General features: G+C 63.8%; 21 protein-coding genes. 11 read left to right on the forward strand and 10 right to left on the reverse strand.

What is annotated here, in order from left to right:
- Window positions 1–30 precede the first annotated feature (30 nt).
- The gene (locus tag HNS03_RS02560) at window positions 31–552 is read right to left on the reverse strand and encodes a TRAP transporter small permease (RefSeq protein WP_367192862.1); all 522 of its coding nucleotides are present in this window, start codon (window positions 550–552) and stop codon (window positions 31–33) included.
- Window positions 553–604: 52 nt separating this feature from the next.
- Complete coding sequence (locus HNS03_RS02565; RefSeq protein WP_367192863.1) at window positions 605–1,669, reverse strand: C4-dicarboxylate TRAP transporter substrate-binding protein; 1,065 nt, start codon at window positions 1,667–1,669, stop codon at window positions 605–607.
- A 192-nt stretch (window positions 1,670–1,861) separates the two neighbouring features.
- On the opposite strand from HNS03_RS02565, the gene HNS03_RS02570 reads away from it, so the two are divergent.
- Entirely contained in the window at window positions 1,862–2,803 is a 942-nt protein-coding gene (locus tag HNS03_RS02570) for a LysR family transcriptional regulator (protein ID WP_367192864.1), read from the forward strand.
- 83 nt (window positions 2,804–2,886) lie between these two features.
- Here the strand turns inward: HNS03_RS02570 and HNS03_RS02575 are convergent, their stop codons facing one another.
- From HNS03_RS02575 to HNS03_RS02600, 6 genes are read right to left on the reverse strand one after another with little or no spacing between them, the layout of a single operon-like run.
- A complete protein-coding gene (locus HNS03_RS02575; RefSeq protein WP_367192865.1) occupies window positions 2,887–3,369 on the reverse strand; it encodes a RidA family protein in 483 nt (160 codons plus the stop codon).
- Entirely contained in the window at window positions 3,366–5,234 is a 1,869-nt protein-coding gene (locus HNS03_RS02580) for a TRAP transporter permease (RefSeq protein ID WP_367192866.1), read from the reverse strand. The genes HNS03_RS02575 and HNS03_RS02580 overlap by 4 nt, the downstream gene beginning before the upstream one ends.
- A gap of 33 nt (window positions 5,235–5,267) precedes the next feature.
- Window positions 5,268–6,236: a TAXI family TRAP transporter solute-binding subunit gene (locus HNS03_RS02585; protein WP_367192868.1), complete on the reverse strand. Its 969-nt coding sequence runs from the start codon at window positions 6,234–6,236 to the stop codon at window positions 5,268–5,270.
- A 17-nt stretch (window positions 6,237–6,253) separates the two neighbouring features.
- Window positions 6,254–7,825 carry a class I adenylate-forming enzyme family protein gene (locus HNS03_RS02590; RefSeq protein ID WP_367192869.1) on the reverse strand — a complete coding sequence of 524 codons (1,572 nt, stop codon included), beginning with the start codon at window positions 7,823–7,825 and terminating at the stop codon, window positions 6,254–6,256.
- Window positions 7,819–8,850: an alcohol dehydrogenase catalytic domain-containing protein gene (locus HNS03_RS02595; RefSeq protein ID WP_367192871.1), complete on the reverse strand. Its 1,032-nt coding sequence runs from the start codon at window positions 8,848–8,850 to the stop codon at window positions 7,819–7,821. The genes HNS03_RS02590 and HNS03_RS02595 overlap by 7 nt, the downstream gene beginning before the upstream one ends.
- A gap of 4 nt (window positions 8,851–8,854) precedes the next feature.
- Window positions 8,855–9,565, reverse strand: a complete 711-nt coding sequence (locus HNS03_RS02600; RefSeq protein WP_367192873.1) for an enoyl-CoA hydratase/isomerase family protein — start codon at window positions 9,563–9,565, stop codon at window positions 8,855–8,857.
- Between the two features lie 147 nt (window positions 9,566–9,712).
- On the opposite strand from HNS03_RS02600, the gene HNS03_RS02605 reads away from it, so the two are divergent.
- Window positions 9,713–10,693: a LysR family transcriptional regulator gene (locus tag HNS03_RS02605; RefSeq protein ID WP_367192874.1), complete on the forward strand. Its 981-nt coding sequence runs from the start codon at window positions 9,713–9,715 to the stop codon at window positions 10,691–10,693.
- Window positions 10,694–10,997: 304 nt separating this feature from the next.
- Here HNS03_RS02605 and HNS03_RS02610 read toward each other — a convergent pair whose 3' ends face one another.
- The gene (locus HNS03_RS02610) at window positions 10,998–11,636 is read right to left on the reverse strand and encodes a TetR/AcrR family transcriptional regulator C-terminal domain-containing protein (RefSeq protein WP_367192875.1); all 639 of its coding nucleotides are present in this window, start codon (window positions 11,634–11,636) and stop codon (window positions 10,998–11,000) included.
- A gap of 577 nt (window positions 11,637–12,213) precedes the next feature.
- On the opposite strand from HNS03_RS02610, the gene HNS03_RS02615 reads away from it, so the two are divergent.
- Both HNS03_RS02615 and HNS03_RS02620 read left to right on the forward strand, forming a co-directional pair.
- Complete coding sequence (locus HNS03_RS02615; protein ID WP_367192876.1) at window positions 12,214–13,662, forward strand: FAD-dependent monooxygenase; 1,449 nt, start codon at window positions 12,214–12,216, stop codon at window positions 13,660–13,662.
- A 17-nt stretch (window positions 13,663–13,679) separates the two neighbouring features.
- Window positions 13,680–14,081 (forward strand): RidA family protein, encoded by a 402-nt coding sequence (locus HNS03_RS02620; protein WP_367192878.1) that lies wholly within the window; start codon window positions 13,680–13,682, stop codon window positions 14,079–14,081.
- Between the two features lie 476 nt (window positions 14,082–14,557).
- Here the strand turns inward: HNS03_RS02620 and HNS03_RS02625 are convergent, their stop codons facing one another.
- On the reverse strand, window positions 14,558–15,928 hold the full coding sequence (locus HNS03_RS02625; RefSeq protein ID WP_367192880.1) for an aminotransferase: 1,371 nt from the start codon (window positions 15,926–15,928) through the stop codon (window positions 14,558–14,560).
- 332 nt (window positions 15,929–16,260) lie between these two features.
- Here HNS03_RS02625 and HNS03_RS02630 point away from each other — a divergent pair, with 332 nt between their 5' ends.
- The 7 genes from HNS03_RS02630 (at window position 16,261) to HNS03_RS02660 (ending at window position 24,810) form a co-directional block, all read left to right on the forward strand.
- Window positions 16,261–17,742: an aldehyde dehydrogenase gene (locus HNS03_RS02630; protein ID WP_367192881.1), complete on the forward strand. Its 1,482-nt coding sequence runs from the start codon at window positions 16,261–16,263 to the stop codon at window positions 17,740–17,742.
- 11 nt (window positions 17,743–17,753) lie between these two features.
- Entirely contained in the window at window positions 17,754–18,716 is a 963-nt protein-coding gene (locus tag HNS03_RS02635; protein ID WP_367192883.1) for an NAD(P)-dependent oxidoreductase, read from the forward strand.
- Between the two features lie 344 nt (window positions 18,717–19,060).
- Entirely contained in the window at window positions 19,061–20,227 is a 1,167-nt protein-coding gene (locus tag HNS03_RS02640) for an extracellular solute-binding protein (RefSeq protein ID WP_367192884.1), read from the forward strand.
- Window positions 20,228–20,492: 265 nt separating this feature from the next.
- Window positions 20,493–21,575 (forward strand): ABC transporter ATP-binding protein, encoded by a 1,083-nt coding sequence (locus tag HNS03_RS02645; protein WP_367193274.1) that lies wholly within the window; start codon window positions 20,493–20,495, stop codon window positions 21,573–21,575.
- A complete protein-coding gene (locus HNS03_RS02650) occupies window positions 21,572–22,576 on the forward strand; it encodes an ABC transporter permease (RefSeq protein WP_367192885.1) in 1,005 nt (334 codons plus the stop codon). Before HNS03_RS02645 ends, HNS03_RS02650 begins: the two co-directional genes overlap by 4 nt.
- On the forward strand, window positions 22,573–23,445 hold the full coding sequence (locus HNS03_RS02655; protein ID WP_367192886.1) for an ABC transporter permease: 873 nt from the start codon (window positions 22,573–22,575) through the stop codon (window positions 23,443–23,445). Before HNS03_RS02650 ends, HNS03_RS02655 begins: the two co-directional genes overlap by 4 nt.
- Before the next feature lie 36 nt (window positions 23,446–23,481).
- Window positions 23,482–24,810, forward strand: a complete 1,329-nt coding sequence (locus HNS03_RS02660; RefSeq protein WP_367192888.1) for an NAD(P)/FAD-dependent oxidoreductase — start codon at window positions 23,482–23,484, stop codon at window positions 24,808–24,810.
- Window positions 24,811–24,813: the final 3 nt, after the last annotated feature.

Genomic DNA, 24,813 nt, shown 5'->3' on the forward strand with positions numbered 1-24,813 from the left:
TACCTCGTCTGTCGGAAAGAGAGGGAGAGATCAGTGGGAAGCGGCTTCCCGTTCCACCGATACGTCGCCGTGGAGGACGGCCCGCAGGACGATCAGCAGGTAATTGAACGCCGCGAGGATCGAGCAGACGACGATCACGGACTTCAGCGGCCACGTCGGCACCTGGAACGCAGCGTGTCCCTCGAACTCATGCACCGCTATCGCGCGCATCATCGGTTCCCAGGATGCCCAAGCGATGAGTGCGAAGAGAAGCAGGCCCAAGGACGAAACGACCGCCTCCAGCACGACCCGACCGCGGGGGCCGAGCCGGGTCGGCAGCAGCTCTGAACGAAGCATGCCGCCGATCCGGACCGCATAGCCCAACTGGAGAAAGGCGATGACCACGATCCCGTTGGCGACGATCTCCGCAATGCCGATGATCGGCATGTTGAGGATGAACCGCATCACGACGTCCACCGTGATGAGGATCGCCACCAGGATCAGGAGGACGGAAGCGACATATTTGAGGATCTGGCTGACGAAGGATGCCAGCCGGTCGACCGTGTAGAGCATTTGGATGTCTCCGCCGTCTTCCCGGACCTGTCTCCTTTTGCGAGATGACGGATCACTGGATCTCGTAGCGGTACGGCCATTCGTGGCCGAGTTCTTCTACCTTATCCATGTAGAAGTTCAGGACCCCGGACCCTGGCTGGCCGCGATCGTTGAGCTCCTGTGCCATTCGGTTTGGAAAATCCTGGAGCGCGGTTGCCCAATCCGTCTGTGCTTTGTCGCTGATCTCCGTGACCTCGACGCCGAGCTCGCTCAGCTTCTTGAGGCCTTCCGCGTCGTTTCTGGCGCAGATTTCGGCGGTAACGGCGGCCCACTCTTCGCCCATTTCGGCGAGGATTTCTTGGACTTCGGGAGGCAGGCGGTCCCAAGTCTGCTTGTTGATGGTTACGGCGTTGAGATACTGGGCGCCGAAATCGGTCTTTGTGAAGTATGGCGCGATCTCGTTGAGCTTGAACGTGTACCACCACGTCGCCGCGCTCAAATACCCTTCGTAAACACCCGACTGCATGGACTGGTAGGCTTCGTTGAGATTGGAGGCGACGGCCGTGGCGCCTTTGATCCATTCGAGGTTCGTGCCGGCGCCGGCGATCTTGTGACCCTCAAGATCCTCAAACGCCTCCCAGGCGAAATTCGTGCCGAGGCCGTAGTTTTCCAGGCACGAGCCGCCGAGATAGATCTGATTATGATCGCGCTCGAAGCTTTCGGAGAGCACGGGAAATTCTTTGAAAGTGGCCTTCGCCGCGTCGGTCACCATGTAGGCGTCGGGAGAATTGAAGGGCAGGAACAACGTGAAGGTCTGCAGATAGGCGTTGGACGGCTCGAAGATCAGGCTGATGAAGCCGATATCGAGAATGCCGTCACGCGTCGCCTCGAGGATTTCGGTGACTTTTGCGACTTGGCCGGCGTGCAATTCCTGGATGTTGACCGTGTGGTCGGTGCGCTCCTCGACCCGCTTCTTGAGTTCCGGCGCGAACCAATTATGCGCGCTTTCGGTATAGGCAAGAAATCCAATGGGATGGCCGGAGCCGAGCCTCAGGTTGATGGTATCGGCCTGGGCGAGGCTGGTGCTGGATGCTAGGGCGGCGAGAAGGCAGGAGGCGCTAAGCGAGAGCTTCGACATGACGGACCCTTTCTGCGAACGGTGTAAGGGCGTCCTTCCTGGGTGGCAGTAACGGACGCCTCGTTTTGCTTATGGCCGAATGCTTCCATTCCCGGTTTCTGTTGACAATCTGGAAAAAAAGGATACTTGATATAAGTTATAATTATATCTTTCTTCTATGCCGGCGCTGGTATCTGCTCACCCGGGGTGGCGATGGACGTCCGCGATCTGAAATCCCTCATCGCCATTGCGGAGACGGGGAGCTTGTCGGCGGCGGCGCGGCGGCTGAATGTGACGCAGCCTGCACTCAGCATGTCCCTCAGGCGTTTGGAGGCTGAGCTATCCGTCACCCTCGTTCGCCGCCACTCGCGCGGGGCGGAACTGACGGAAGAAGGCCGCTATGTCCTGCAGAAGGCCTACGACATTCTGCACGAGATGGCCGAGATCACGTCGGTTGTCTCGAACCTTGCGGAGGAGCCCGTCGGGCATGTGCGGCTCGGCCTGCCGACGACCGTCGCGGGCGGCCTGATCCCGGAGCTGTTGCCTTTGCTCAGGGCGCGCTATCCGCAGATCAAGATCCATATCGTCGAGGCCATGAGCGGCGTGCTGGCCGAGCTTCTCCACCTCGGCCGTCTCGATCTCGTGGTGATGTTCGATATCCAGCCGATGGCCGGACTACGGAGCGAACCGCTTCTCCTGGAAAAATTGCAGTTTCTGGCCCCGCCGGGCCATCCGCTCGCCCGGTCCGGCAAGGTTCGTCTCGAGGAGGTCGTGCAACTCGGTCTTGTGCTGCCGGGGCGCGATCATACGATCCGCAGATATATCGAGAACTCGTGCCATGCTGAGGGGCTGGCGCTGAATGCCGTGGCCGACATCGACTCTTTGCCGGGACTGATCAATCTGGTGAAGACCGGTCATTGCACGATCCTGCCGACCTATCTGGTGAGGGATCATATCCGCGAGGGCACGATCGTTCCGGTCGAGATTACGCGGCCGGAACTGGAGTGGACCCTCCATCTGGCGACGCGTCACGATGCGACGCGACCGCGCGCCAGCATGGCGACGGCGCGGTTGGTGGTGGAAATCTGCACCAATCTCGTGCAGCGGGGCGCTTGGCCGGGACGACTGCCGACTGCCCACGGTATTTCGGCGTGACGTCATTCGGCCGAAGGCGAAAGAAAGAAGTCTGACTGTCGAGCTTGGTGGTGGCGATGCGATATCTGAGATGCCGGCCGCGCTCAGATCGGGTCGATCTGGACGATCAGATCGGTCTCGATCGGTGCGTCGAAGCTCATCTCGGGCTGATAGGTCGCGATCCGCGCGTGGGGCCCGCGATCGTCTCCGAACACCGCGATCAGGAGGTCCGACGCGCCGTCGAGCACGAGCGGCGCCTTGGTGAAGCCGGGGGCGGCGTTGACGTAGCCCGAGAGCTTCACCACTCGGCGCACCCGCTCCAGAGAACCGACCAGGGCCTCGATCTGGGCGAGGTGATGCAGTGCGCAAAGCTCGGCGGACCGACGCCCGTCCTCAAGGCTGACCCCGCCGCCGAGCTTGCCTTTGACGGGCATGCTCCACGCGCCGTCCCGAAAGACGGTGCCGATCGCGCCGGACAGGAACAAAAGGTTTCCGGCGCACACCCCCGGCACGAACCGCCCCTTGGGAGGCGCCGTCGGAGGTAGTTCATGGCCGAGCTCGGCGAGAATCGTGCGCTCGCGGCTCATGCTGCACCCGCCTTGACGGTCGCGATGCCGCGCCGGCGCCAGTTAACGGCGACCACCGAGGCCAGAACGGCAAGCCCAGCCAGGTCGCTGAGCCCGCCGGACCAGATCAGGGACAGGCCGGCAACGATCAGAGCAATGCGCTCGACGGGATTGCATCGGACCAACAACCAACCCTGGAGGCCTGCAGCGAGGGACACGACGCCGACACAGCCGCTGGCGAGCGACAGGGCGATGTCAGAGGACGACCCGATGCCGAGCAGCTCTGGACGGTAGACGAAGAAATACGGCACCACGAATGCGACAGCACCGAGTTTCGTCGAGACAAGGGCCGTGCGGAAGAAGTTCGACTGGGCGAGCTGCGCGCCGGCCCAGGCGGCCATCGCCACCGGCGGGGTGATCATCGACAGGATCCCGAAATAGAAGGCGAACATGTGCGCCGACAGCACCGACACGCCGAGCTTTGTGAGCATCGGCGTCACCAGCGACGCGACCAGGAGATAGGCGACCACCGTCGGTACCCCCATGCCCAAGACCAGGGAGGCCAGCGCAGTGCAGGTGAGCGCCAGAAACAGGTTGTTTTGAAAGACCAGCGCGACCATCGACGTGAGCGACAGGCCGAGCCCGGTGAGGGTGAAGACGCCGACAATGAGGCTGGCGCAGGCCGTCGCGATCGAGATCACCACTGCGCGGCGGGCGCCGTCCATGAGCGCCGACGCCACGGCGCGCGGACCCATCCGCGTCTTCGCGCGCGGCAGGCTGACGAGCCAGGCGAGCACGATACCGATCAGGGCCGAGCGGGAAACCGAGTAGCCCTCGAAAAGCGCGACGCAGATGCCGACCAGGGGGACGAGCATGTAGATCTCGCGGACGACTTCACGCAGCCGCGGCAGCTCCTCTCTCTTAAGCGGCTGCATGCCGGTGCGGGCCGCCTCGAAGTGGATCATCGTGCCCACCGAGAGGAAATAGAGGATCGCGGGGATTGCGGCGGCCCCGACGATGGTGAGGTACGGAACCCCAATGATGTCGGCCATGACGAAGGCGGCGGCGCCCAGTACCGGCGGAACGAGCTGGCCGCCCGTCGAAGCGACCGCTTCCACCGAACCGGCGAAGGCCGGCGTATAACCGCACCGTTTCATCAGCGGGATCGACGAGGTTCCGCTCGCGTAGACGTTGGCCACCGCAGATCCGCTGACCGAGCCGAACAGGGCGCTTGCGACGACGGCGACCTGGGCCGGTCCGCCCTTCGAGCGGCCGGCCAGCGCGAGGGCGAAACGCATGATGAAGTCGCCGACGCCGGAGCGTTCCAGCATCGTCCCGAACAGGACGAGGAGCACGAGGTAGGTCGCGGCGATGCCGACCGGGATGCCGAAAATGCCTTCGGTGCCGAGATACTGGTACTCGATTACCTGCGGCAGGCTGAAGCCCCGGTGGGAGAGCGGCCCGAGCCACAGGTCGCCGAACAGGGCGTAGAGGATCGCCACCACCGGCAGGAGCATCATCGTCAGCCCCAGGGTCCGTCGGGCTGCTTCCAGCACCAGGACGATCGCCGCGGCGCCGAGGATTAACTCCGTCGGGGTGATCGGCGTGATGAAGGTCATCCGCAACAGGATGGCCTCGTGGTTGATCGCAACGAAGAGGAAGGCGACGGCGCCGAGCGCGGCGCAAGCGAGGTCGACCACCGCCGTCACGGCACGGCCGCGGCGGCTTGCCGGGTGGGTCAGGAATACCAGCGCGACGGCGAGCGCGAGATGGATGCTTCGCTGCTCGATCGCGACCAGCGTGCCGAAGGCGGCGGTGTAGAGGTGGAACAGGGCGAGCCCCAGCGCCACCGCCTTACCGAGCGTGTCGACGATGCGAGCCGGCATCGCGTTCGATCCTGTCACTGGATGCGCCTGAGGCTACTTGCTGTCCATGCTCCTGTAGTATGCTTCCGCGCCGGGATGCAGCGGTCCGCCCGCGACGTCCGGAAGGTTGTCGGCCGAGAACGAGCCGAACATAGCCGCTGATTGCCGGATCTCGTCCGGATGGATGGCAAGCACCTTGGCGAGCCCCCCGGCGAAACCGGGGTCCATCTTTTCCGGAACGATCAGGATGTTCTTCAAGACGGGAACGGTGACGTCCTGTGTCACGAAATACCACTTGTCAGCCGGGATTGTCTGCTTGCCGTAGCCGGCGGGCAACACGGCGTCGATAGTGGCTTCCGGCCACGGCATGAGCCGCATCTTCTGCTGGGTGATGAGTTCCTGGATCCCGCCGATGACTGGTCCGACGTAGGCGTCGGCGTGGCCGTCGCCGATCAGGCCGCTCGCTTCGGAATAGCCCATGAACGCGATGTTTCCGCCCCAGCTCTCGATGTCGTCGTAGGTGACACCCATCTGCTCGAACAGACGACGCACGATCAGTTCGCCGCCGTTGTTGCGGGGCGGCACGACCAGGCGGATCGCCTTCTTCTTGGCGACAAGATCCTCGATCGTGGTGTAGTCGGAGCCTTCTTTGACCAGGAAGAAGGCTTGCGGAACGAAGCCGAGATAGCCGAGGGCGGCGACGCCGGGCACTTTCTGCTCGAACGGCGCGGTTCCGGACCGGCTTGCGGCATAGATGTCCGACTGCGTGAATCCGACGTCGGCGAGACCGCCGGCCACCTTCGGGAGGTTCTCCACACCGCCCCCGGTCGTCACGGTGACGTTGGTGTCGGGATAGGCCTTCTCGATCAACTCTCCCAGCACGCCGGCCATCGGATACCAGCCACCGCTGACGGGACCGGAGGCGATGGTGAGGCGGGGCGGTGCCGAGCTCTGTGCGACGGCCGCACCGGCGGAAAGGATGCACAGCGCCGAGATGACGGCAGCCTTCAGATGAATGCGCATGGCGGTAGGTCCTTATTTCACCTCTGGTTTCGGGTCTGATCTTCCGTCAGTTGATCGAGCTTCGACAAAAGCTGCGGCCGCAGCACCTTGCCGTAATGCGAGCGCGGTATCTCATCGACCACGAACACCCGCTTGGGACGCTTGAACCGGGCGAGACCTTCGTCGCAGCCGTCGATCAGCGCGCGCGGGCTCAGTTCGGCGCCTTCGCTCGCGACGACGAAGGCGGCGACGATCTCGCCCCATTCCTCGTCGGGCAGGCCAACGACCGCCACCTCGGACACGCCTGGCTGCTGGGCGATCGCGTCCTCCACCTCCTTCGGAAGGATCGAGCTCGCCCCGGAGCGGATCACCTCCTTCAACCGGCCCGTGATGGTGAGCCGCCCCTCCGCATCGAAGGCACCGAGGTCGCCGGTGTGGAGCCAACCGTCGCGCAGTGCCGCCTCGGTCAGTTCCGGCTCCTGCCAGTATCCGGCCATGACGTTGTCGCCGCGGATCGTCACCTCGCCGGAAGGCCCGAGACCGTCCGATGCCGGGCCGCCACCCTCTCCGAGCCGGATCTCGTAGTCGGCAAGAACGCGGCCGGAGGCGCGCATCAGGTGTTTCCGCGCGGCGGTATTTGGGGCTGCTGCAAAATCGGCAGGCGACAGATAGGTCGTGATTGGCGCCTCGGTCAGTCCGTAGAGCACGCCGATCCGAGGGCCGATGAGATCGAGCGCTCGGGCAAACGTCGCAGGCGGCAGGCGTGAGCCTCCGACGTGGACCGCGGTCAGGCGGGCGAGACGCGGATCGTCCTTGCGGATGTGATCCAGAACGCGGACGAGTTGGGTCGGGACCATCGAGGTACGGGTGGCGCCGGTTTCGGCGAAGAGATCGGCAAAGCGCGCCGGATCGAAGCGACCGCCGAGAACGACCTCCGCGCCGGCGGCAAAATGGCTCATGACGATGACCTGGGCGATCGGCCACAGCGGTCGGATGTTGAGGAACACGTCGTCCGGCGAGATCGCAAAGCCCACCGACGTCGCCGCCATCACGGCGGCGAGGTTTCTCTGCCGGATCATGGTCGCCTTCGGCCGGCCCGTGGTTCCGCCGCTGAAGTTGAGGGCCGCCAGGTCATCCGGACAGCCTCCATCCCAAGGCTCGGGGTCGCCGGCGGCGATCACCGTCTCCATCGGCGTTGCATCCGGCAGGGCGCCGGCGGCCAAAACAACGCGAATATCGGGAAGGGCTGCCCGGATCGCATCGAGGTCTCCGGTATGGTCCGCGGTGGTGACGACCGCTTTGGCGCCGGCGGAGACAAGCTGCGCGACCTTCTCGACCGGCGCCATGCGCGGGTCCAGCGGCACCCGTACGAGCCCCGCGGCCATCACGCCGTAGTCGGCTTCGAGATAGGCGCGCACGTCCGGAAGGAGCAGCCCGACCTTGTCGCCCGGAGCCAGTCCGAGCGTCTTGAGCCCGGATCCGAAGCGGAAGACCCGCTCGAAAAACACCGCGTAGCTCAAGGTGTCCTTTGCGTCGCGGACGGCCGATCGGTCTCCGTAGCGGTCGGCCAGCTCGGCGAAGACCTGCGCCAGATGGTCCTTGCTCACCATCCGCTCAACACCACGCGGCCGGTAACGCCGCGCCCCTCGATCATGGCATGAGCGCGGCCGACTTCGGCAAAAGGCAGCACGGTGTCGATCACCGGCACAATCTGCTTTGATGCCATCATCCGCAGTGCCTGGCGAAGGTCGGCGAAGGTGCAGTTGCCGGAGCCCATGATCCGCAGGCGCCGCCCGATCACCAGCCCCGGATTGATCGAGACGGGTGCCGCACCGATGTTGCCCAGCACCACGATGGCCGCATTCTGGGCGCAGGCGCGCATGCTCTCCGGCAAAGTGGCGGTGCCGACATTCTCCAGTACAACGTCGACGCCCTGCTTGGCCGTGCGGGACCAGACTTCGCGGCTGAAATCGAGCTTGGGGCTCACGACGATCTCGTCGGCGCCCGCCGCAGAGATGGCATCGACCTTGGCCTCGGAGGTGGAGACCGCGATCACGTGGGCGCCCACGGCCTTCGCGACCTTGATCTGGTGCAGGCCGAGCCCGCCGCTCGCGCCGGTCACCAGAACGACGTCGCCCGGACGCGTGTCGGCGACGCCGAGAGTGGCGCGGACCGACGTCCCGACCGGACAAGCCGCAAGCGCCGCCGGCAAGAGGTCCAGCTCGTCCGGGATCCGGAGGGCATTGGTCGCCGGTACGCAGCAAAACTCCGCATACCCGCCGCCGCCGCCATCCTCGCCGATGATAACGCTGTTGCGACACAGATCGTGACGTCCGGCGAGGCAATGACGGCATTCGCCGCAGAAGCGCCGATGATAGACGACGACCCGTTCGCCGAGACGCGAGGGATCAACGTTCTCGCCGCAGGCGGCGATCTCTCCGGAAATCTCGTGGCCGAGCACCACGCCAGTCCGGTCGCGCGGGAGCTTGCCCGCACGCGATAGCACGTCATGGTAGCAGATGCCGGCAGCGTGAACGCGGAGGAGGACGTCCTCCGGTCCAGGCTCTGGGGTCGGGATCTCGATCACCTGGAAGACCTCGGGCCCACCGAATTCGTGGAAAGTTAACGCCTTCAATTTCCTAACCTTTCCGGGCCGCGAAACGCGCAGCGCCGTCTTTGTAGTCTCCGAAGGATTCCAGCCACGCCCGCACCTCGATCACTTCTTCACGCTCGGCGGCTGAGAGCCGGCGGACCGCAAAGCCCGCGAGCCGCTTGTGAGCCTGCACGGCTGCGGCGGGCTTGGCGGCAAGCGCGCTTGCTAGCTCCAGGGCGCGGGAGAGCGGGTCTTCCGCGAGTTCGCTGACGAGGCCGACCGCCCGGGCCGTCTCCGCATCGAGGGACTCGCCGAGCAGCAGCATCCGCATCGCCGCGTCGCGGCCGATTAGATCCGCCAAATGCATCGCGCTCACCGCCGAGATCATGCCGTGATTGACCTCGGGATAGGAGAGGCGGGCCTGCGGTGCACAGATCCGGAAATCGCAATGAATCGCGAGGGTAAGGCCCATTCCGACGCAATGGCCATGCAGGGCGGCAACCACAGGCTTCCAGAGCGGTGTCGCCATGCCGGGAATGGCGGCAAGCAGGATCTCGGTCGAAACCATCCGGCTGGTCTCCCGGACCTCGGTGATGTCCGAACCGGCGCAGAAGGCGCGCGGACCGGCCCCGCACAGGACCACGGCCCGAACGTCCGTATCGGCGGCCAATTCGCTCCACATGGCTCCAAGACGCTCCTTCGACGCCACGTCGAGGGCATTCAGGCGTTCGGGCCGATTGAGGGAGACGACCGCCACGCCGTCGTCCCGTCGATCAAGAAGGATACTGTCCAATCGTCTGCCTCATCGTCTGAGTGCACGAATTAGATGCAGCGATTAGGAACTAGACAAATACGGAATTTTTCCAACTTCATACGCGAATGCTATGGATCGGAGAGAACGACGATGGATGAGAGCCAGGGTGTGGCCGCAACAGATGCGCAAGTCGACGGCTGGAGGGCGCGCGGGTCCTCGTCGCGGATCAGCCTGCGCCAGCTCGAGGCATTCGATGTGGTCGCGAGCGAAGGCAGCATCACCGCCGGGGCCGACCGGCTCGCCCTTTCGCAGCCGAGTGTCACCCGGCTGATCGCGGATCTGGAGCGCAATGTCGGCTTCGCCTTGTTCCGCCGCGACCGCAAGCGCCTTGCCATCACCCCCGAAGGCCGGCAGTTCTGGGAGGAGGTCAACCGCTGCTTTACCAGCCTGGATCGGTTGACGCGGTTTGCCGACGACATCCGGGACCTGCGGGCCGGCAGTCTCCATGTGGCCGTCGTGCCCGCCCTCAGCCTTGGCCCGGTGCCGCGTGCGATCGCCCGGCTGACCTCCGACCGGCCCGAGATTTCGGTGCTGTGCGAACAGAGAACTTCAGAGCGCACTTTGGTCGCCACGGCGGCCGAGGACATCGATGTGGCCGTGTCGCTGGGCTGGGGCCGCATGCCCGGGGTCGCGACCATCGCCCAGTACACCACGGAGTGCGTCTGCGTGATGCCCGGCGGTCACCCGCTCGCAGGACGAGAGACCGTGGGTCTCGACGATCTCCGTGGCCTGCGGCGCGTGGGCCTGCCGCACTACACGTCCGTGAGCCTGCAACTGAACAAGCTTCTGGCCGAGGCGCAGATCGATCCGCGTCCCCAGGTAGAGGCGCTGATCTCGTCCATGGCCTGTGCGATGGTGGCCGAAAATATGGGGGTGAGCGTCCTGGACCCTTTCACAGCGGCGGTGTTCTCGGGCAAGTCGCTCGTGTTTCGACCGTTCCAGCCGCGGGTCGCATTCGATTTCCGCCTCGTACGACCGGAGCGGCGCATGCCATCGAAACTCGCTAACGCGTTCATCGAACTCGTCGTGCAGGAATTCGAGGCGGACCCTCGCATCCGGCGCGTGGAGTAGTTCGACTGCCGCTCGGGTTGGTGCGATCGCGCTGGACGCTCTAAGGTCGGCGAGCGGATGGTATGCTAGCCGGTCGAGGATGCTCGGAACGAAGGGATCGTCATCATTCCGCTTTGCCCCGTTCGCAAAGGCTCAGATCGACCGCCATCCCGAAGGCAGGACGTGCTGCGTCAGTCATAGCTTGGCAGTCGCGGTTCAAACCATCCGAACGCACGTGCTTTCACGAAATCGCAGAACGATTCTGACGCTTTATTTTAGTGCGTTTCCGAACGGCCAACCGGTTTCCACTCGACCTGGAAATGCTTTAGGTCCCCGCACGCTCCGCCGCGGCGCCACGGATGATCAGATCGATGGATGCTTCGAAACGCGCATCAAAATTGGTGTCGAAGATCTGCGCTGCCGCGCGCAGAAGGTAAGGATAGCGTGTCGCCGCAAGCTGCTCGAACGCATCACGCCGGGTCGCGAGATCGAGGGCCTCCGGGACGGTCGGATCGAGGGCCTGCTCTTCGGCCGTGAAACCCAGCACCATATAGAGCAGCGTGAACGAGCCGGTCGCCGCCTCCTCCGGCGACAGGCCGGCTTCGGACAGCGCCGCCAACATCGGCTCGGCAACACGCAGCACGTTGTCCGTCACTACGTAGGTTCCGGCGAAAAGCCGTGCGCCGTCGCGATGGGCGAGCAGGCACCGGCGAAGCTCGCGTGCAATCGCCTGTAGTCGCTCCTGCCATGTAAGCCCTTCCGCCTTGTCGGGAATCCGCACATTGGCGATTAACGCATCGGCAATGCCATCGATCAGGGCGTGCTTGTTTGGAAAGTGCCAGTAGATCGACGGAGCACGGATGTTCAGCTCGGCGGCAACCTTGCGCATCGTGAGGCCTTCCAGGCCGCCCTTATCGAGTACATCTATCGCCGCTCGCACCACATCGTCCCGTTCGAGTCCCAAAACGCATTCCTCTCGAATGGAAAACCAACAGCGTTAGCTTCGCGGCTAACACTGTAAGCCGGAGGGATCTCACATGACTGTTCGCTACGGCAAGCGGAAGTTGGACGTGCCCACAGTGGTGCTGGTCCACGGCTCCTAAGGCGGGGCTGGATTTGGCAGCATGTGACACGATTCAGGGACGAATGCGCACAGGGTGGCAACGCCGGGCCTAAAGGACTTGGCGAGTGGCCCCATCTTCTCAGAGCACGCATGAGCTGGCTCACTCATGTTGCCGACATCGTCGAACTGCTTCGGTTTGAGGGATGCGCGGCAGCTAGCCTTTGTTGGGCACAGCTACGAAGACCCGATTGCCACGCTCGCCGCTGCGCACGGTCGGACCGTCAGCGACATATGTGCTCCACCCGCTGTCGCCTTTGGCGTGACCGGCGATTTGGCCATCACCTCGCACTCCGCCAAGGTCGCAGCGCTGCTTGCGGCGATCCTGCCCGGCTGGCGGAGCGGCACGTGGCTATTGGCTTGCAACTGTCAATCTAACATCGTTAGTTTGAATCTAACATCGTTAGTTTGGATGGTGATCATGGAAATGAATGTTGATGTCGTCGTCGTGGGAGGTGGGCCGGTCGGTCTCTTCGTCGCGAGCGAGCTTGCGCTCAGAAAGGTCTCTGTCGCCGTGCTGGAGCGGCGCCTGGAGAGGGTCAGCCAGTCACGGGCGCTGACCGTTCATGGCCGGACGCTCGAACTGTTTGCGCTTCGTGGCATCGCCGAGCGCTTCCTGTCTCGAGGCGTGAAGGTTCCGACCGGCCATTTTGCGGTCCTCAATACGCGGCTCGACTTTTCCGTCTTCGAAACGGAATTTCCCTTCACGCTGTTTCTGCCTCAAGCCGTCACCGAGGAGCTTCTCGAGGAGCGCGCCTTGGAGCTGGGGGTGCGGCTCTTCCGTGGCCACGTGGTGGAGACGGTGGCGGAGACGGGCGAGGGCGTGGAGGTTGCCGGCGAGGGATCCGACGGGCGGTTCCGGGTAACGGCCGACTATGTGGTCGGAGCCGATGGAGCCCGCAGCGTTGTCCGCAATCAGGCGGGCATTGTCTTCGAAGGCCATCCCAATCGCGCGAGTATGATGCTCGCCGACGTGGTGTTGGGAGCACCTCCGGACGCGCCAGTCGTCTCCACGCACACCGAAGCTGGCTGTCTGATGTTGGCGCCGCTCGGTGACGGGGTGCACCATCGCATCGTCGCGGTCGACCCAGACCGGACCGGCGTCCCCGTCCAGGAGCCGGTCACCCTGGAAGAGATCACCGCTGCAACGATGAAGATCCTCGGCAGAAACGTCGAGCCCCACGACCCGATCTGGTTGTCGCGTTTCGGCACCGAAACGCGACTTGCCGAGACCTACCGGAAGGGGCGAATTCTGCTTTGCGGCGACGCCGCCCACGTTCATACCCCGGCTGGCGGCCAAGGGATGAACGTTGGTCTGCAGGATGCGATGAACCTCGGCTGGAAGCTCGCACGGGTCGCGCGCAAGGAGGCCTCAGACGACCTTCTGAATACCTATGAGGCTGAGCGTCACCCGGTCGGGCAGACGCTCTTCCGCAACACCCTGGCGCAGACCTCGCTGATCGCGAACTTCGCCCCGGGCAACCTCGCGCTCCGCGAGACCCTGGACGCGATATTGCAGCTACCTCCGGCGAATCGGCTCTTGGCGGAAGAGCTTTCGGGGTTCGGGATCCGGTACGAAGCGCCGCTTCTTCTACCACACGGCTGGAGGCACGATCCGGGGCACAGTGGCCGGCGTGCGCTGGACCGACCGGTCCGGATGGACGACGGACGTACGGTCGGGCTCCACGAAATGCTGACCCGGGGCGATTGGCTGTTGGTGCGCACCACGAGCCCGAACCCGCCGATCGTATCGGTTCCAGGCGGCTTCGTATCGGCGACCATCGTGGAAGGCGAGGAACTGGTCCCGGGCGAAAAGGCGATACTCGTGCGTCCCGACGGCTACGTCGGCCCGGTCTTTCCCGCAGGTTAAGCGAAGGAATGCCTGTAATGCAGATTCTCAATCCGCCGACCGTGGCCCCGCCAATCCAGGGCCTCTATGCGCAGTTGACTATAGTGGACACTGGTCGGATCGCGTTCCTCGCCGGCCAGGTCGCACTCGACAGGTCGGGCGATCTCGTTGGCCCCGGAGATCACCGGCTCCAGGCCGCACAGTGCTTCCGGAACATCAAGGCGGCGCTTGTCGCTCTCGGCGTTGGCCCGCAAGCGATCGCGAAGATGACGATCTACGTCGTCGACCACAAGCCGGAGCGGATCGAAGAGATCTTTGGGGCCGGAGCGGACGTATTCGGGGACGCATGGCCGGTGACCGCCAGCACCTATCTGGGTGTGGGGTCCCTCGGCTTTCCGGAGTGGCTCGTCGAGATCGACGCAGTGATTGCGCTCGGGTGAGATCCGCCCCGGACGGAGGACGACCGGCTATATCGCCGCCGCCCGCCTAGCGAGCGCCAGGAAGGCAGGTTTTGTAGCGCTTGACAGTTGTGTGCCACTGAGCAGGTGGCTGTCGCGAGGTGGACTTACGGACTCAATCCGGTTGCTGTTTGTTGGTCTGGTTGCTCGGCCACCTTCGCTCGGTCGGCTTTGCGCCAAAGTCGGTCGTATGCGTCTGCTTCGGCGGCGCTTAAAGTCTGGCGTCCGGCAACCGCAAAACATTGGCCGCCGTTTTCAATGGCTGGGCCCGTCGCGCCGACGCGAGCCCCACGCCATTTGGAAGAAGTTTACCGGTTCGCCTTCGGCACGACGTGGACGATCAACATCATCATCTGGCGTGGCGCGGTTCCGATGGCTCTATCGTTCTCGAGACTTCTCGCGAGGTGCTCGCAAACGGGGTGGTCCACGAGGGCCCCAGGTTAGGATTTCCGGATTGCCTATCCGAGTTCGGCCGTCACGTCGTCGAGGGCGCGGCCAAGGCGCGCGAACATTTCCCGCGTCTCGTCGGCGGTAATGATCTGGGGCGGCGAGAGGCCGATCCGGTTGCCCATCAGGCGGGTGATCAGCCCGTGCTTGCGCGTGGCGGCATCTAGCCGCGCCATCACCTTGAGCGACGGATCATGCATGGCCTTCGTCGATTTGTCGGCGACGATCTCGATCGCGCCGATTAGCCCGACACCGCCAGAATCGCCGACGAGAGGATGATCCTTCAGGTCGGCAAAGCCCTTCAGAAAGATCGGTTCGAGGCCCTTCACGCGCCCGACGATGTCCATCTCCTCGTAGATCGTCAGTACTTCCAGCGCGACTGCGGAGGCGACCGGATGGCCCGAATAGGTGTAGCCATGGGTGAAGCTTCCGAAGTGATCGCTCTGGGCCATCATCGTTTCGAAGACCCGTTCGCCGATGATCACCGCGGAGATCGGAATGACCGCCGCCGAGAGCGCCTTGGCCGCGCAGATCAGATCCGGCCGGATGCCGTAGGTCTGGCTGCCCCACATCTCGCCGGTGCGCCCGAAGCCGCAAATGACCTCGTCCGCGACGAACAGGATGTCGTATTTGTCGAGGACGGCCTGCACCTTCTGGAAATAGCCGGCCGGCGGCGTGATCACGCCGCTGGAGCCCATGACCGGCTCCGCCCAGAAGGCCGCAATGGTCTCCGGGCCTTCCTTCAGGATCAGCGCTTCCAGCTCCTCGGCGAGACGCGTGGAGAACTCCTCTTCGCTCTCGCCGGGCTCGGCGAGGCGATAGTGGTAGGGCTGCGTGACATAGAGGAAGCCGTCGAACGGCAGTCCGAACCCCTGGTGGAAATTCGGCTTGCCGGTGAGGCAGGAGGTCAGGGTGCCGGTGCCGTGATAGGCCTGCGTTCGCGAGATGATCTTGCGCCGCTGCGGCTCGCCGCGCCCGTGCCAGTAATACCAGACGAGCTTGATCGCGGTGTCGTTGGCCTCGGTGCCGGAGGACTGCAGCAGCACCTTGTCCATGCCGTCCGGCGCGATGGAGGCGAGCTTGGCCGACAGGAGCCCTGCCGCCGGCGTGCCCGACCCACGGAAATTGTGATAGTAGCCGATCTCGGTGATGGCCTTTTTCGCGACCTCGCCCAACCGCTCGCTGCCGAAGCCGAGCGACGCGCACCAGAGCGCGGCGACACCCTCGATATATTCCTTTCCGTCTTCGCCGAAGACGTAGATTCCCTCGCCTCTGACGAACAGGGTCGGCCCAAGGTCGAGGTGCTCGCGAAGGTTGGTGTGCGGGTGAACCTGATGCGCGGCGTCGAGAGCTGCGGCGGGACTGCGATTGATGAGGGACATCCGGATCGTTTCTCTAAAGGAACGCCGAGTGGGCGGGAATTGATGGCGTTCCGTACAATAGAATTGTGTTGCTAACAGTAGAATTCACCGTCTTGCGTTCGTCAAGAGCGGTGTTTCAGCTCTTTCGTGAGAAGGCACGTCCGAGATGGCTGACGCTTGAGCCGATCTTCACGTGGGCCTCTTGAATCTTGGCTCTTCCGGAATTCTAATAGACGAAACTAAATTCTATTGAATGGAATTACGGACGGTTGTGTCTCCGTTCAGGTGATCTTGGCTTCAGGTCGAGTAGTCCACCCGCACCACACCCGACCGGCCAGCGCGAAGGACAAGCCATGAGCCTCGAAACACTCGCAAACTTTGTGGATGGCGCATTCTGCCCGCCGGTCGGTGGGGCCTATTGGGAAACCGAAAATCCCTATACGGCGGAAGCCTGGGGGCTCGTTCCGCGCTCGGGGGCGGAGGATGTCGAGAGGGCGGTCGTCGCCGCGAAGAAGGCGTTTCGTCACGGCCCGTGGCCGACGATGGCTCCGTCACAGCGCGGGGCGGCGCTTTACGGGATCGCCGACGTCGTTGCTCGGAACGCAGAAGAGCTGGCGCGGATCGAGGTGCGCGACAACGGTAAGACCTTCAAGGAGATGTTCGCGCAGGTGAAGCGCATCCCCGACTGGTATCGCTTCTTCGGCGGGTTGGCCGACAAGCTCAACGGGGCTGTTTTGCCCTCGGACAGGCCCGGCCACATGAACTATGTCCGTCACGAGCCGCTGGGTGTGATTGCGATGGTGACGCCGTGGAACTCGCCGCTGATGCTGTTGGCGTGGAAGCTGGCCCCGGCGCTCGCAGCCGGCAATACGGCGGTGGTCAAGCCCTCGGAATTCACCTCCGCTTCCGCCTTGCGCTTTGCTGAACTGGTCTTCGAAGCCGGACTGCCGCAGGGCGTGCTCAATGTCGTCACCGGTCTCGGCTCCGAGGCCGGCGCCGCCCTGGTTGCGCATCCTGACGTCGCCAAGGTCGCCTTCACCGGTGGTGTCGGGGGAGGGCGCGCGGTCTATTCGGCCGCAGCCGGCGGGCTGAAACCGGTCAGCCTCGAGCTCGGGGGCAAGTCGCCCAACATCGTCTTCGAGGACGCCGATATGGAGATGGCCGCACGTGGAGTGGTCGCCGGCATCTTCGGCTCGGGCGGACAGAGTTGCGTGGCTGGCTCGCGCCTCGTCGTGCAACGGTCCATCCACGACCGCTTCGTGGCGCGCATCGTCGAACTAACCGAGAAGATCAGGCTCGGCGATCCAATGGCGCCGGAGACCGATATTGGCCCGGTGGCGACCCGCCCGCAATTCGAGCGGATCATGACCTGCATTGGGTGGGCGAAGGAGGACGGCGCGAGGCTTGCGACCGGCGGCGTTCAAGTGCCCGATCCGAGCGGCGGAAAGGCGCTCTTCGTGGCGCCGACGATTTTCACGGGCGTGCGCAACGACATGAGGATCGCCCAGGAGGAGGTGTTCGGCCCGGTCCTCGCCGTCATTCCCTTCGATGACGAGGCGGAGGCGGTCGCGATCGCCAACGACAGCGCCTTCGGCCTGGGGGCCGGGCTTTGGACGCGCGATGTCGCGCGGGTTCACCGTGTCGCGGCGGAGATCGAAGCCGGCAGCGTGTGGGTGAATACCTACAAGATCACGTCGCAGACCTCGCCGTTCGGCGGTTACAAAGCCTCCGGCCTCGGCCGTGAAGGGGGCGTGGAGATGATCGCCGACTATCTCCAGACGAAGAGCGTCTGGCTCAACCTGACGGATGAGGTTCCTTACGGCTTTCCGCTGTAGGGCCCGGCGAGATGGCAGAGAGAACCGCTCGCTCGGGCCCGGTGATCGTCAACCAGACCGATCCGGCCCTCACCCGCCTGCTGGCCGATCATCGCTGCCGGCCGACGGTGATCGATCATTTCGATCCTGAGAGCCCCTGGCAGCTTCCTGACGAAGCGGAAATCCTGATCACGAGCGCCTTGAAGTCCTGGCGCAACACGCCGCAGGACTGGACACCGCCACCAAAGCTCGCATGGGTGCAGACCTATTCCGCGGGCGTCGACATCTATCCGTCCCGTCTGCTCGGCGTGCGGTTCGTCACCTGCGGACGCGGACTCACGTCGCCGCAGATCGCGGAATATGTTCTAGCCGCCATTCTGCGGTTCGAAAAGCGGCTGGACGACGTTCGCGCCCGTTCTCCGAGCGCCTGGACGGACCAGGAGGTGGGGGCGGTTGAAGGCCTATGCCTCGGCCTGATCGGCTATGGCTCGATCGGCCAGGAGATCGCAAAGCGCGCGGCCGCCTTCGGCATAGACATCCGCGTTTGCCGTAGAAGTTCGGGCACGTTCGACGACCCCGCGGTGACAGGCTGTGCGAGCCTCCCCGACCTTGTCTCGATCGCCGATCACCTCGTGCTCGCCATTCCTGCAACACCGCAGACTCGGGGATTGATGGGTGCGGAGCTGTTCCGGCAGGCCAAGCCGGGCCTGCATCTCATCAACGTCTCACGGGGAGCGGTGCTCGACGACGAGGCCCTGATCGCCGCGCTCGCCGCGGGCTATGTCGCAGGCGCGACCCTCGATGTCACCGCGCCGGAACCGTTACCGGCGAGCCACCCCTTTTGGACTCATCCGCAGATCCTTTTGACGCCGCACATCTCCTACAAGGGGGGGCGAGAAGCGGAGCGCTTCGCAGCGAAGGTGACGGCGAACCTCGACGCCTATCTGCACGGCACGCCGATGGAAGATCTCGTCGATCCGGCGCGGGGCTATTGAGAGGCAACCAGCGCGCGTGGGCGATCACGGCCCATTTCGTTTCCGTTTCCGTGCCAGTTCCACGGCTCGCCTCGCTTTTGCAGCGCAAAGCCTTGGCCCGACGTTTCTCTAAGGGCGCGATTGCCCCCGCTTTCCGGGCCGCTGATTAAAAAATAGCAATGCCTGTCGTCTGCCCACGGCAGCTTGACTCATTTTGGGGGTACGGCTAGCATTCCATTGTGTAGTACGGCGTTTCATCAAGTAGAATAATCATGATCTGACGCGCCTGTAGAACGGGTGAGGAGGGGTTGAGCCCGATTGAGGCAAGGCCCGCGTTCGAGGCACGCAGCAGCGGAGTGTGAAAGATGGCCGATGACAAGGTGAAGACCGGAACCGGTCTTGTTGGCGAGACGGCGAGGGGCGTTTCGCGCAGAGTACTGCTGAAGAGTGCTGCGGTGCTCGGAGCCACAACTGTGGCGGCTCCCTACTACGTCAAACGGGCCTTCGCGAGTTCAGGCGAACTGAACATTCTCTGCTGGACGGACGAGCTGCCGGAACCCGTCCTCGCCGACTTCAAGGATGCGACGGGCATCACCGTCACGAAAACGCCTTTCTCCTCCAACGAGGAGCAGATCAACAAGATGCAGGCGACGCTCGGTCAGGGCTTCGACCTCTGCATGCCGTCCTTCAACCGGGCCAAAGACTTCCAGTTTCTGGAGGTGCTGAAACCGTTCGACGAATCCAAGGTCGATCTCTCCGCCTATCTGCCTTCGCTGTTGAAGGCCTCGAGCGATCTTTGGACCTGGGATGGGCTCTATCACCTGCCGCACGTCTGGGGCACGGAAGCGATGACCTGGAACAACGAGGCAAACAAGCTCAGCTACGCGGAATCGAGCTACGGCCTCCTGTGGGATCCCGAGTATGTCGGCAAGGTGCAGATGCGCACTTATTCCGGCCTGCTGGGCCTCGGGCTCTGGATGGACGCGACCGGTAAGCTGCCGACCAACCGCATGCTCGACAGCTACAAAGACGAAGCGACGATGCGGAAGATCTACGACGAGCTGACCGCGTACGCCATCGAGCACAAGAACCAGATCCGGCAGTTCTGGGACAGCACCGACAGCATCCAGGCCGGCTTCCGCGAGAATGGCTGCACGATCGGGCAGACCTGGGACGGCCCGGTGAAGGCCATGATCAAGAACGGTGAGCCGTACACGTTCATGGCGGCCAAGGAAGGGGCGCTCACCTGGATGGACGGCTTCGCGCTCTCCGCTGCCGCCCAGAACGTCGACGAGGTCTACGCTTTCCTCAGCTATATCGGCAAGCCGGAAGTGGCCGGTAAGATCGCCACCTCGTCGAACTACAACGCGGTGATCAAAGGGGCGGACGACTACGTCCCGGCGGCCGACAAGGCGCTCTTCCGCAGCGCCTATCCCGAGAACGCTCTGGACAAGCTCTGGTGGTATCCGCCGGCGCCGGCCTGGTTCAACTCCGTTCGCAATCAGTACGCCGAGCGGTTCCAGGCGGCCTGATCGCTTCATGGCACATGCGTCGACACAAGCCGCCGGCATGGCGGCCTGTCGGCCGTGACGAGAGGATGCTTCGCCGCTCTCAGTTCGGCGAAGCCAGATCGTGTGCGCAAGCGCCTGATCGACGGTGAGGGCAGACGAGGCAATTCGATTGCGCAGTCCGCCTGCCGTCCAGCGCGCCGGCTCCAGGCGTCTTCGCCGATCCGAGTCAGCATGATCCGCACGGTTTTTCCCGCTTATTTGCCAAGGAATTGAGCCTTCAATGGCAATGACGAGTGCAGTCCAATTCGAACAGGCCAGGGTCGACTTCGGGTCCTTTACGGCTGTTCACGAGACCAACCTGGATATCCGGAGTGGCGAGTTTTTCTCTTTCCTCGGTCCATCGGGATGCGGAAAGACGACGCTGTTGCGGGCGATTTCGGGGTTCATCGAACCGTCGGCGGGCAAGATCAGGATCGATGGGGCCGATATGGCCGGCGTCGGACCCAATAAGCGGCCGACGGCGCTGATCTTTCAGAATCTGGCGCTGTTTCCGGTCATGTCGGTCGCCGAGAACGTCGGATACGGCTTGCGGGTCCGAGGCGTGGCGCGCGGTGTGCGGGACGAGAAGGTGAAACGTCTTCTCGACCAGGTCGCCTTGAGCCAGCACGCGGACAAGAAGGTCAGTGAGCTTTCCGGCGGACAGAGACAGCGCGTGGCGATTGCCCGGGCGCTTGCGGTCGAGCCGAAGGTCCTGCTTCTCGACGAGCCGCTTTCCGCACTCGACCTGAAACTTCGCCAGCACATGCGCCGCGAACTGCGCGAGATCCAGCAGCGTGTGGGTATCACCTTCATCTACATCACACATGATCAGGGCGAGGCCCTGACCATGTCGGACCGGGTCGCCGTGATGAACGCAGGGAGGATCGAGCAGGTCGGCGACGGTCGAACGATCTACGGACATCCCGAGACGCCGTTCGTCGCTTCCTTCGTCGGAGAGAGCAACGCGACTTCCGGTCGTGTGGTCTCCGTCGCCGACGGCCTTGCGACAATCGACACGCCGCTCGGCGCGCTGAGCGGTCGCAATGCCCGCGGCCTCGAGCCGGGTGACACCGCGACGCTCTTCATCCGGCCCGAGCTCGTCAGGCTGACCGCCTCCGACGGCGATTGCAGCGTCGCGACGACCCTTGTCGAGGCGGCCTTTGAAGGCAGCATGACGCATCTGACCTTGCGAACGCCCACCGGCACGCGGATCGTGGCGATGCTGGTGGCGGCCGATCTGGACCAGCTTCCGGCCGACGGTGATCCGCTGACGGCGTCTTTCGCGCCGGCGAACGCGGTTGTTCTGCCCGACACGGCGCGCTCGTCATGACAAATCTGAGCATGACCTTCGCCGCGACGGCGCTCATCCTGGTCGTCTTTCTGCTGATCGTCCGCTTCGATCGGCGGCCGGGAGAGAAGCGCGTCAAGTTTTTCACCCGAAACGGCGTGATCGTCGGGCTCTATCTGATCCTCTGCGTCGGCTTCTGGTGCATTCTGACGATCATCATGCCGATGGTGTTCATGGTGGATCTGTCGTTCCACCCGAAGCTGCCGCCATCCATGGCCGGAGGGCCGGAAGACGTATTCACGCTCGTGAACTACCGGATGTTCCTGTTCGGCAGCGCCACCAGCACCGATCAGCTGAACTGGCTACATTTGCGCAGCTTCTTCAGCACGATCGGCATTTCAATCGGTCTGACCTTCCTCAACTTCGCCGTCTGCTATCCGATCGCCTACTATATGGCTCAATCGGCATCCATTCCTCGGCTGCGGTTGCTCGTGCTGTTGTTGATCATTCCCTACTGGGTGAACGACATCCTGCGGGCCTTCGCCTTCCGCATCTTGCTGTCGTACAACGGCTTCATGAACAACGTTCTGACCTGGCTCGGGATTACCGACACGCCGGTCGATTTCATCGGAGCCAACGTCGCGCTCTATTTGGCGTTGGTCTATTCGAACCTGTTGATCATGATTTTCCCGCTCTACAATGCGATCGAGGCGCAGGATCACAATCAGATCGAAGCGGCGCGCGATCTTGGCGCCCCTTGGTGGCACATTCACCTTTTCGTCGTGATGCCCCAGGCGAAGCCGGGTATCGCGTCGGGGATGACCCTCTCCTTCATGCTGATGGCGGGCGCCATCGCGACACCTTTGGTCCTGGCTGGACCACGCTCCCTTTGGTTCACGCCGATCATCTACGACCGGTTCTATCAGCTCTTCGATTGGCCGCAGGGCGCGGCCTATGCCATGGCGCTGCTCGTGGCCTGCATCGTGTTCGTCCTTGGCGTCCTGAAAATCACCGGACTGAAGCTTGGCGAGATCACCAAATGACCGGCCACATGCTGAACCGCACTATCGTCGGGCTCTACTTCTTGTCGTTCTTCGTCTTTTTGCTGGGTCCGCTTGTGGTGATGGGCGTTTCGGCGTTCAACACCTCGACCTATCCGCGGGTCTGGCCGATCGATGGGGTGACCCTGCATTGGTTCGAGGCGCTCGCGAGCGACGCGACCCTGCTCGAAGGGCTGCGCACGAGCGTGGTGATCGGCTTCTGGGTCGTGGTGATCTCCGTGCCGCTCGCCCTGGCCGGCGCGATCGTCATGACGCAGCTCTTTCGCTCGGCCAAGTCCTTCTACTATTTCGTGGTCGTCGCTCCGATTCTGACGCCGGGCATCATCATCGGCATCGCCACCGTCGTCTTCTGGCGCGATTTTTCCGGCCTGATCGGGTTGCGCGCCCATCTCTATAACGGCACCGTCCTGACTGTGCTCGCCCAGTCGAGTTTCATCTCCTCCTATTGCATGCTGATCATCATGGCGCGGCTGCAGCGCTTCGATCTCGCGCTGGAAGAGGCCGCCCTCGATCTCGGGGCCTCCTATTCGCAGGTCTTTCGCGACATCTTGCTGCCGTTCCTGAGGCCTGCGCTGCTCTCGTCCGCCGTGCTGGCGTTCCTGACCTCCTTCGAAAATTACAACGCCACGACCTTCGCCATTCTGGCGGACAAGACCTTGACCACGGTCCTGGCGGCGCGGGTGCGCTCGGGCACCTCTCCCACCATCAGTGCGCTCGCCACCGTCATCGTGATCCTCACCATCGTCGCGACCCTCGTCTTCGAATGGATCAAGCGGCGGGAAGACCGACGCCGCGCCGTCCGCCTGTCGGCGGCGCGTGCGGAGGAAGCTGCGGAACTGGCGGGGCCGTAACGGCCGCTGACGCCAGCAGGAACGAAAGAAAGACCTGTGTCGCCTCACGTGGAGAGCGTTCGCTCGGAAAATTCACTGCCGAAGACCGCCGACGTCGTCATCGTCGGCGCAGGCATCATCGGCGTTTCGGCGGCTCTGACACTGGCCGAAAGGGGCCAGTCGGTCGTGGTCGTGGAAAAGGGCATTGTCGGCGGCGAGCAGTCGAGCCGCAATTGGGGCTGGTGTCGGGAGCAACTGAGGGCGCTGCCGGAGGTGGCGCTGGCGATGCGCTCCATGGAACTCTGGCGGGGCATGAGCGAGCGCATCGGCGCCGATTCCGGCTACCGCCAGACCGGTATGATTGTTGTCACCAAGGACGAGGCGGAAGTCGCCCGGTGGCGCGATTGGCAGAAGGCCACGGCGTCTTGCGGACTGGCAGGTGGCGTCCTTTCGGCGGCGGAAACCAAAGCCATGCTGCCCGCGACCTCGGACGATTGGATCGCGGCGATCCATTCGCCGACCGACGGCTGGGCGGAACCGTCGGTGGCCGCGCCAGCCATCGCGCGCGGGGCGCAGCAAAAAGGCGCGATCATTTTGCAGAACTGCGCCGTCCGCGGCTGGGAGACCGAGGCCGGACGCGTGACCCGCGTGATGACGGAGAAGGGCGAGATCCGGACGAGCGCCGTCCTGGTCGCCGGCGGTGCGTGGTCGTCGATGCTGTTGCGCCGGGCGGGCATCTCCTTTCCGCAGTCCGGCGTCTATGCGAGCGCCTTTCGCACCGAAAGTGCGCCCGAGGTCTATCCCGGTGGCGTCGGCAGTCCGCTGTTTTCGGTCCGGCGACGCATCGACGGGGGCTATACGATCGGCATGCGGGGCCGGGGCAGGGTGGACCTCACGCCGATGGGGCTCCTGCGCGCCCGCCAGTTCATGCCGCTGTTCTTCCGTCGAAAGGGGGAACTGACGCTCGGTCTCGGTCGGTCGTTTTTCGACGGGCCGTTCGCTCTCAGGCGCTGGGCATTGGATTCCCCTTCGCCGTTCGAGGCGGTGCGCATTCTCGATCCCGACCCCGATCCCAAACTCGTTGAGGCGGGAATAACCGCGTTCCGCGCAGCCTTTCCGATCCTCTCGGACGTCCGCGTGGCGGAAAGTTGGGGCGGCCTCATCGACGCCACACCGGACATGGTACCGGTGATCGGCCCTGTTCCTGATCGCCCGGGGGTTTTTCTCGCAAGCGGCTTCAGCGGTCATGGCTTCGCGCTCGGACCGGGTGCCGGATGGCTTGCAGCGATGCAAATCCTTGGTGAAAAGCCCGGTTTCGACGATTCTCCTTTCCGGCTTTCCCGCTTTCGAGAGGGGAAGCCGCATCCGGCTCATCACTGGATATGAGCG

It is taken from the genome of Amorphus sp. 3PC139-8, assembly GCF_040750475.1.
GTDB lineage: Bacteria > Pseudomonadota > Alphaproteobacteria > Rhizobiales > Amorphaceae > Amorphus.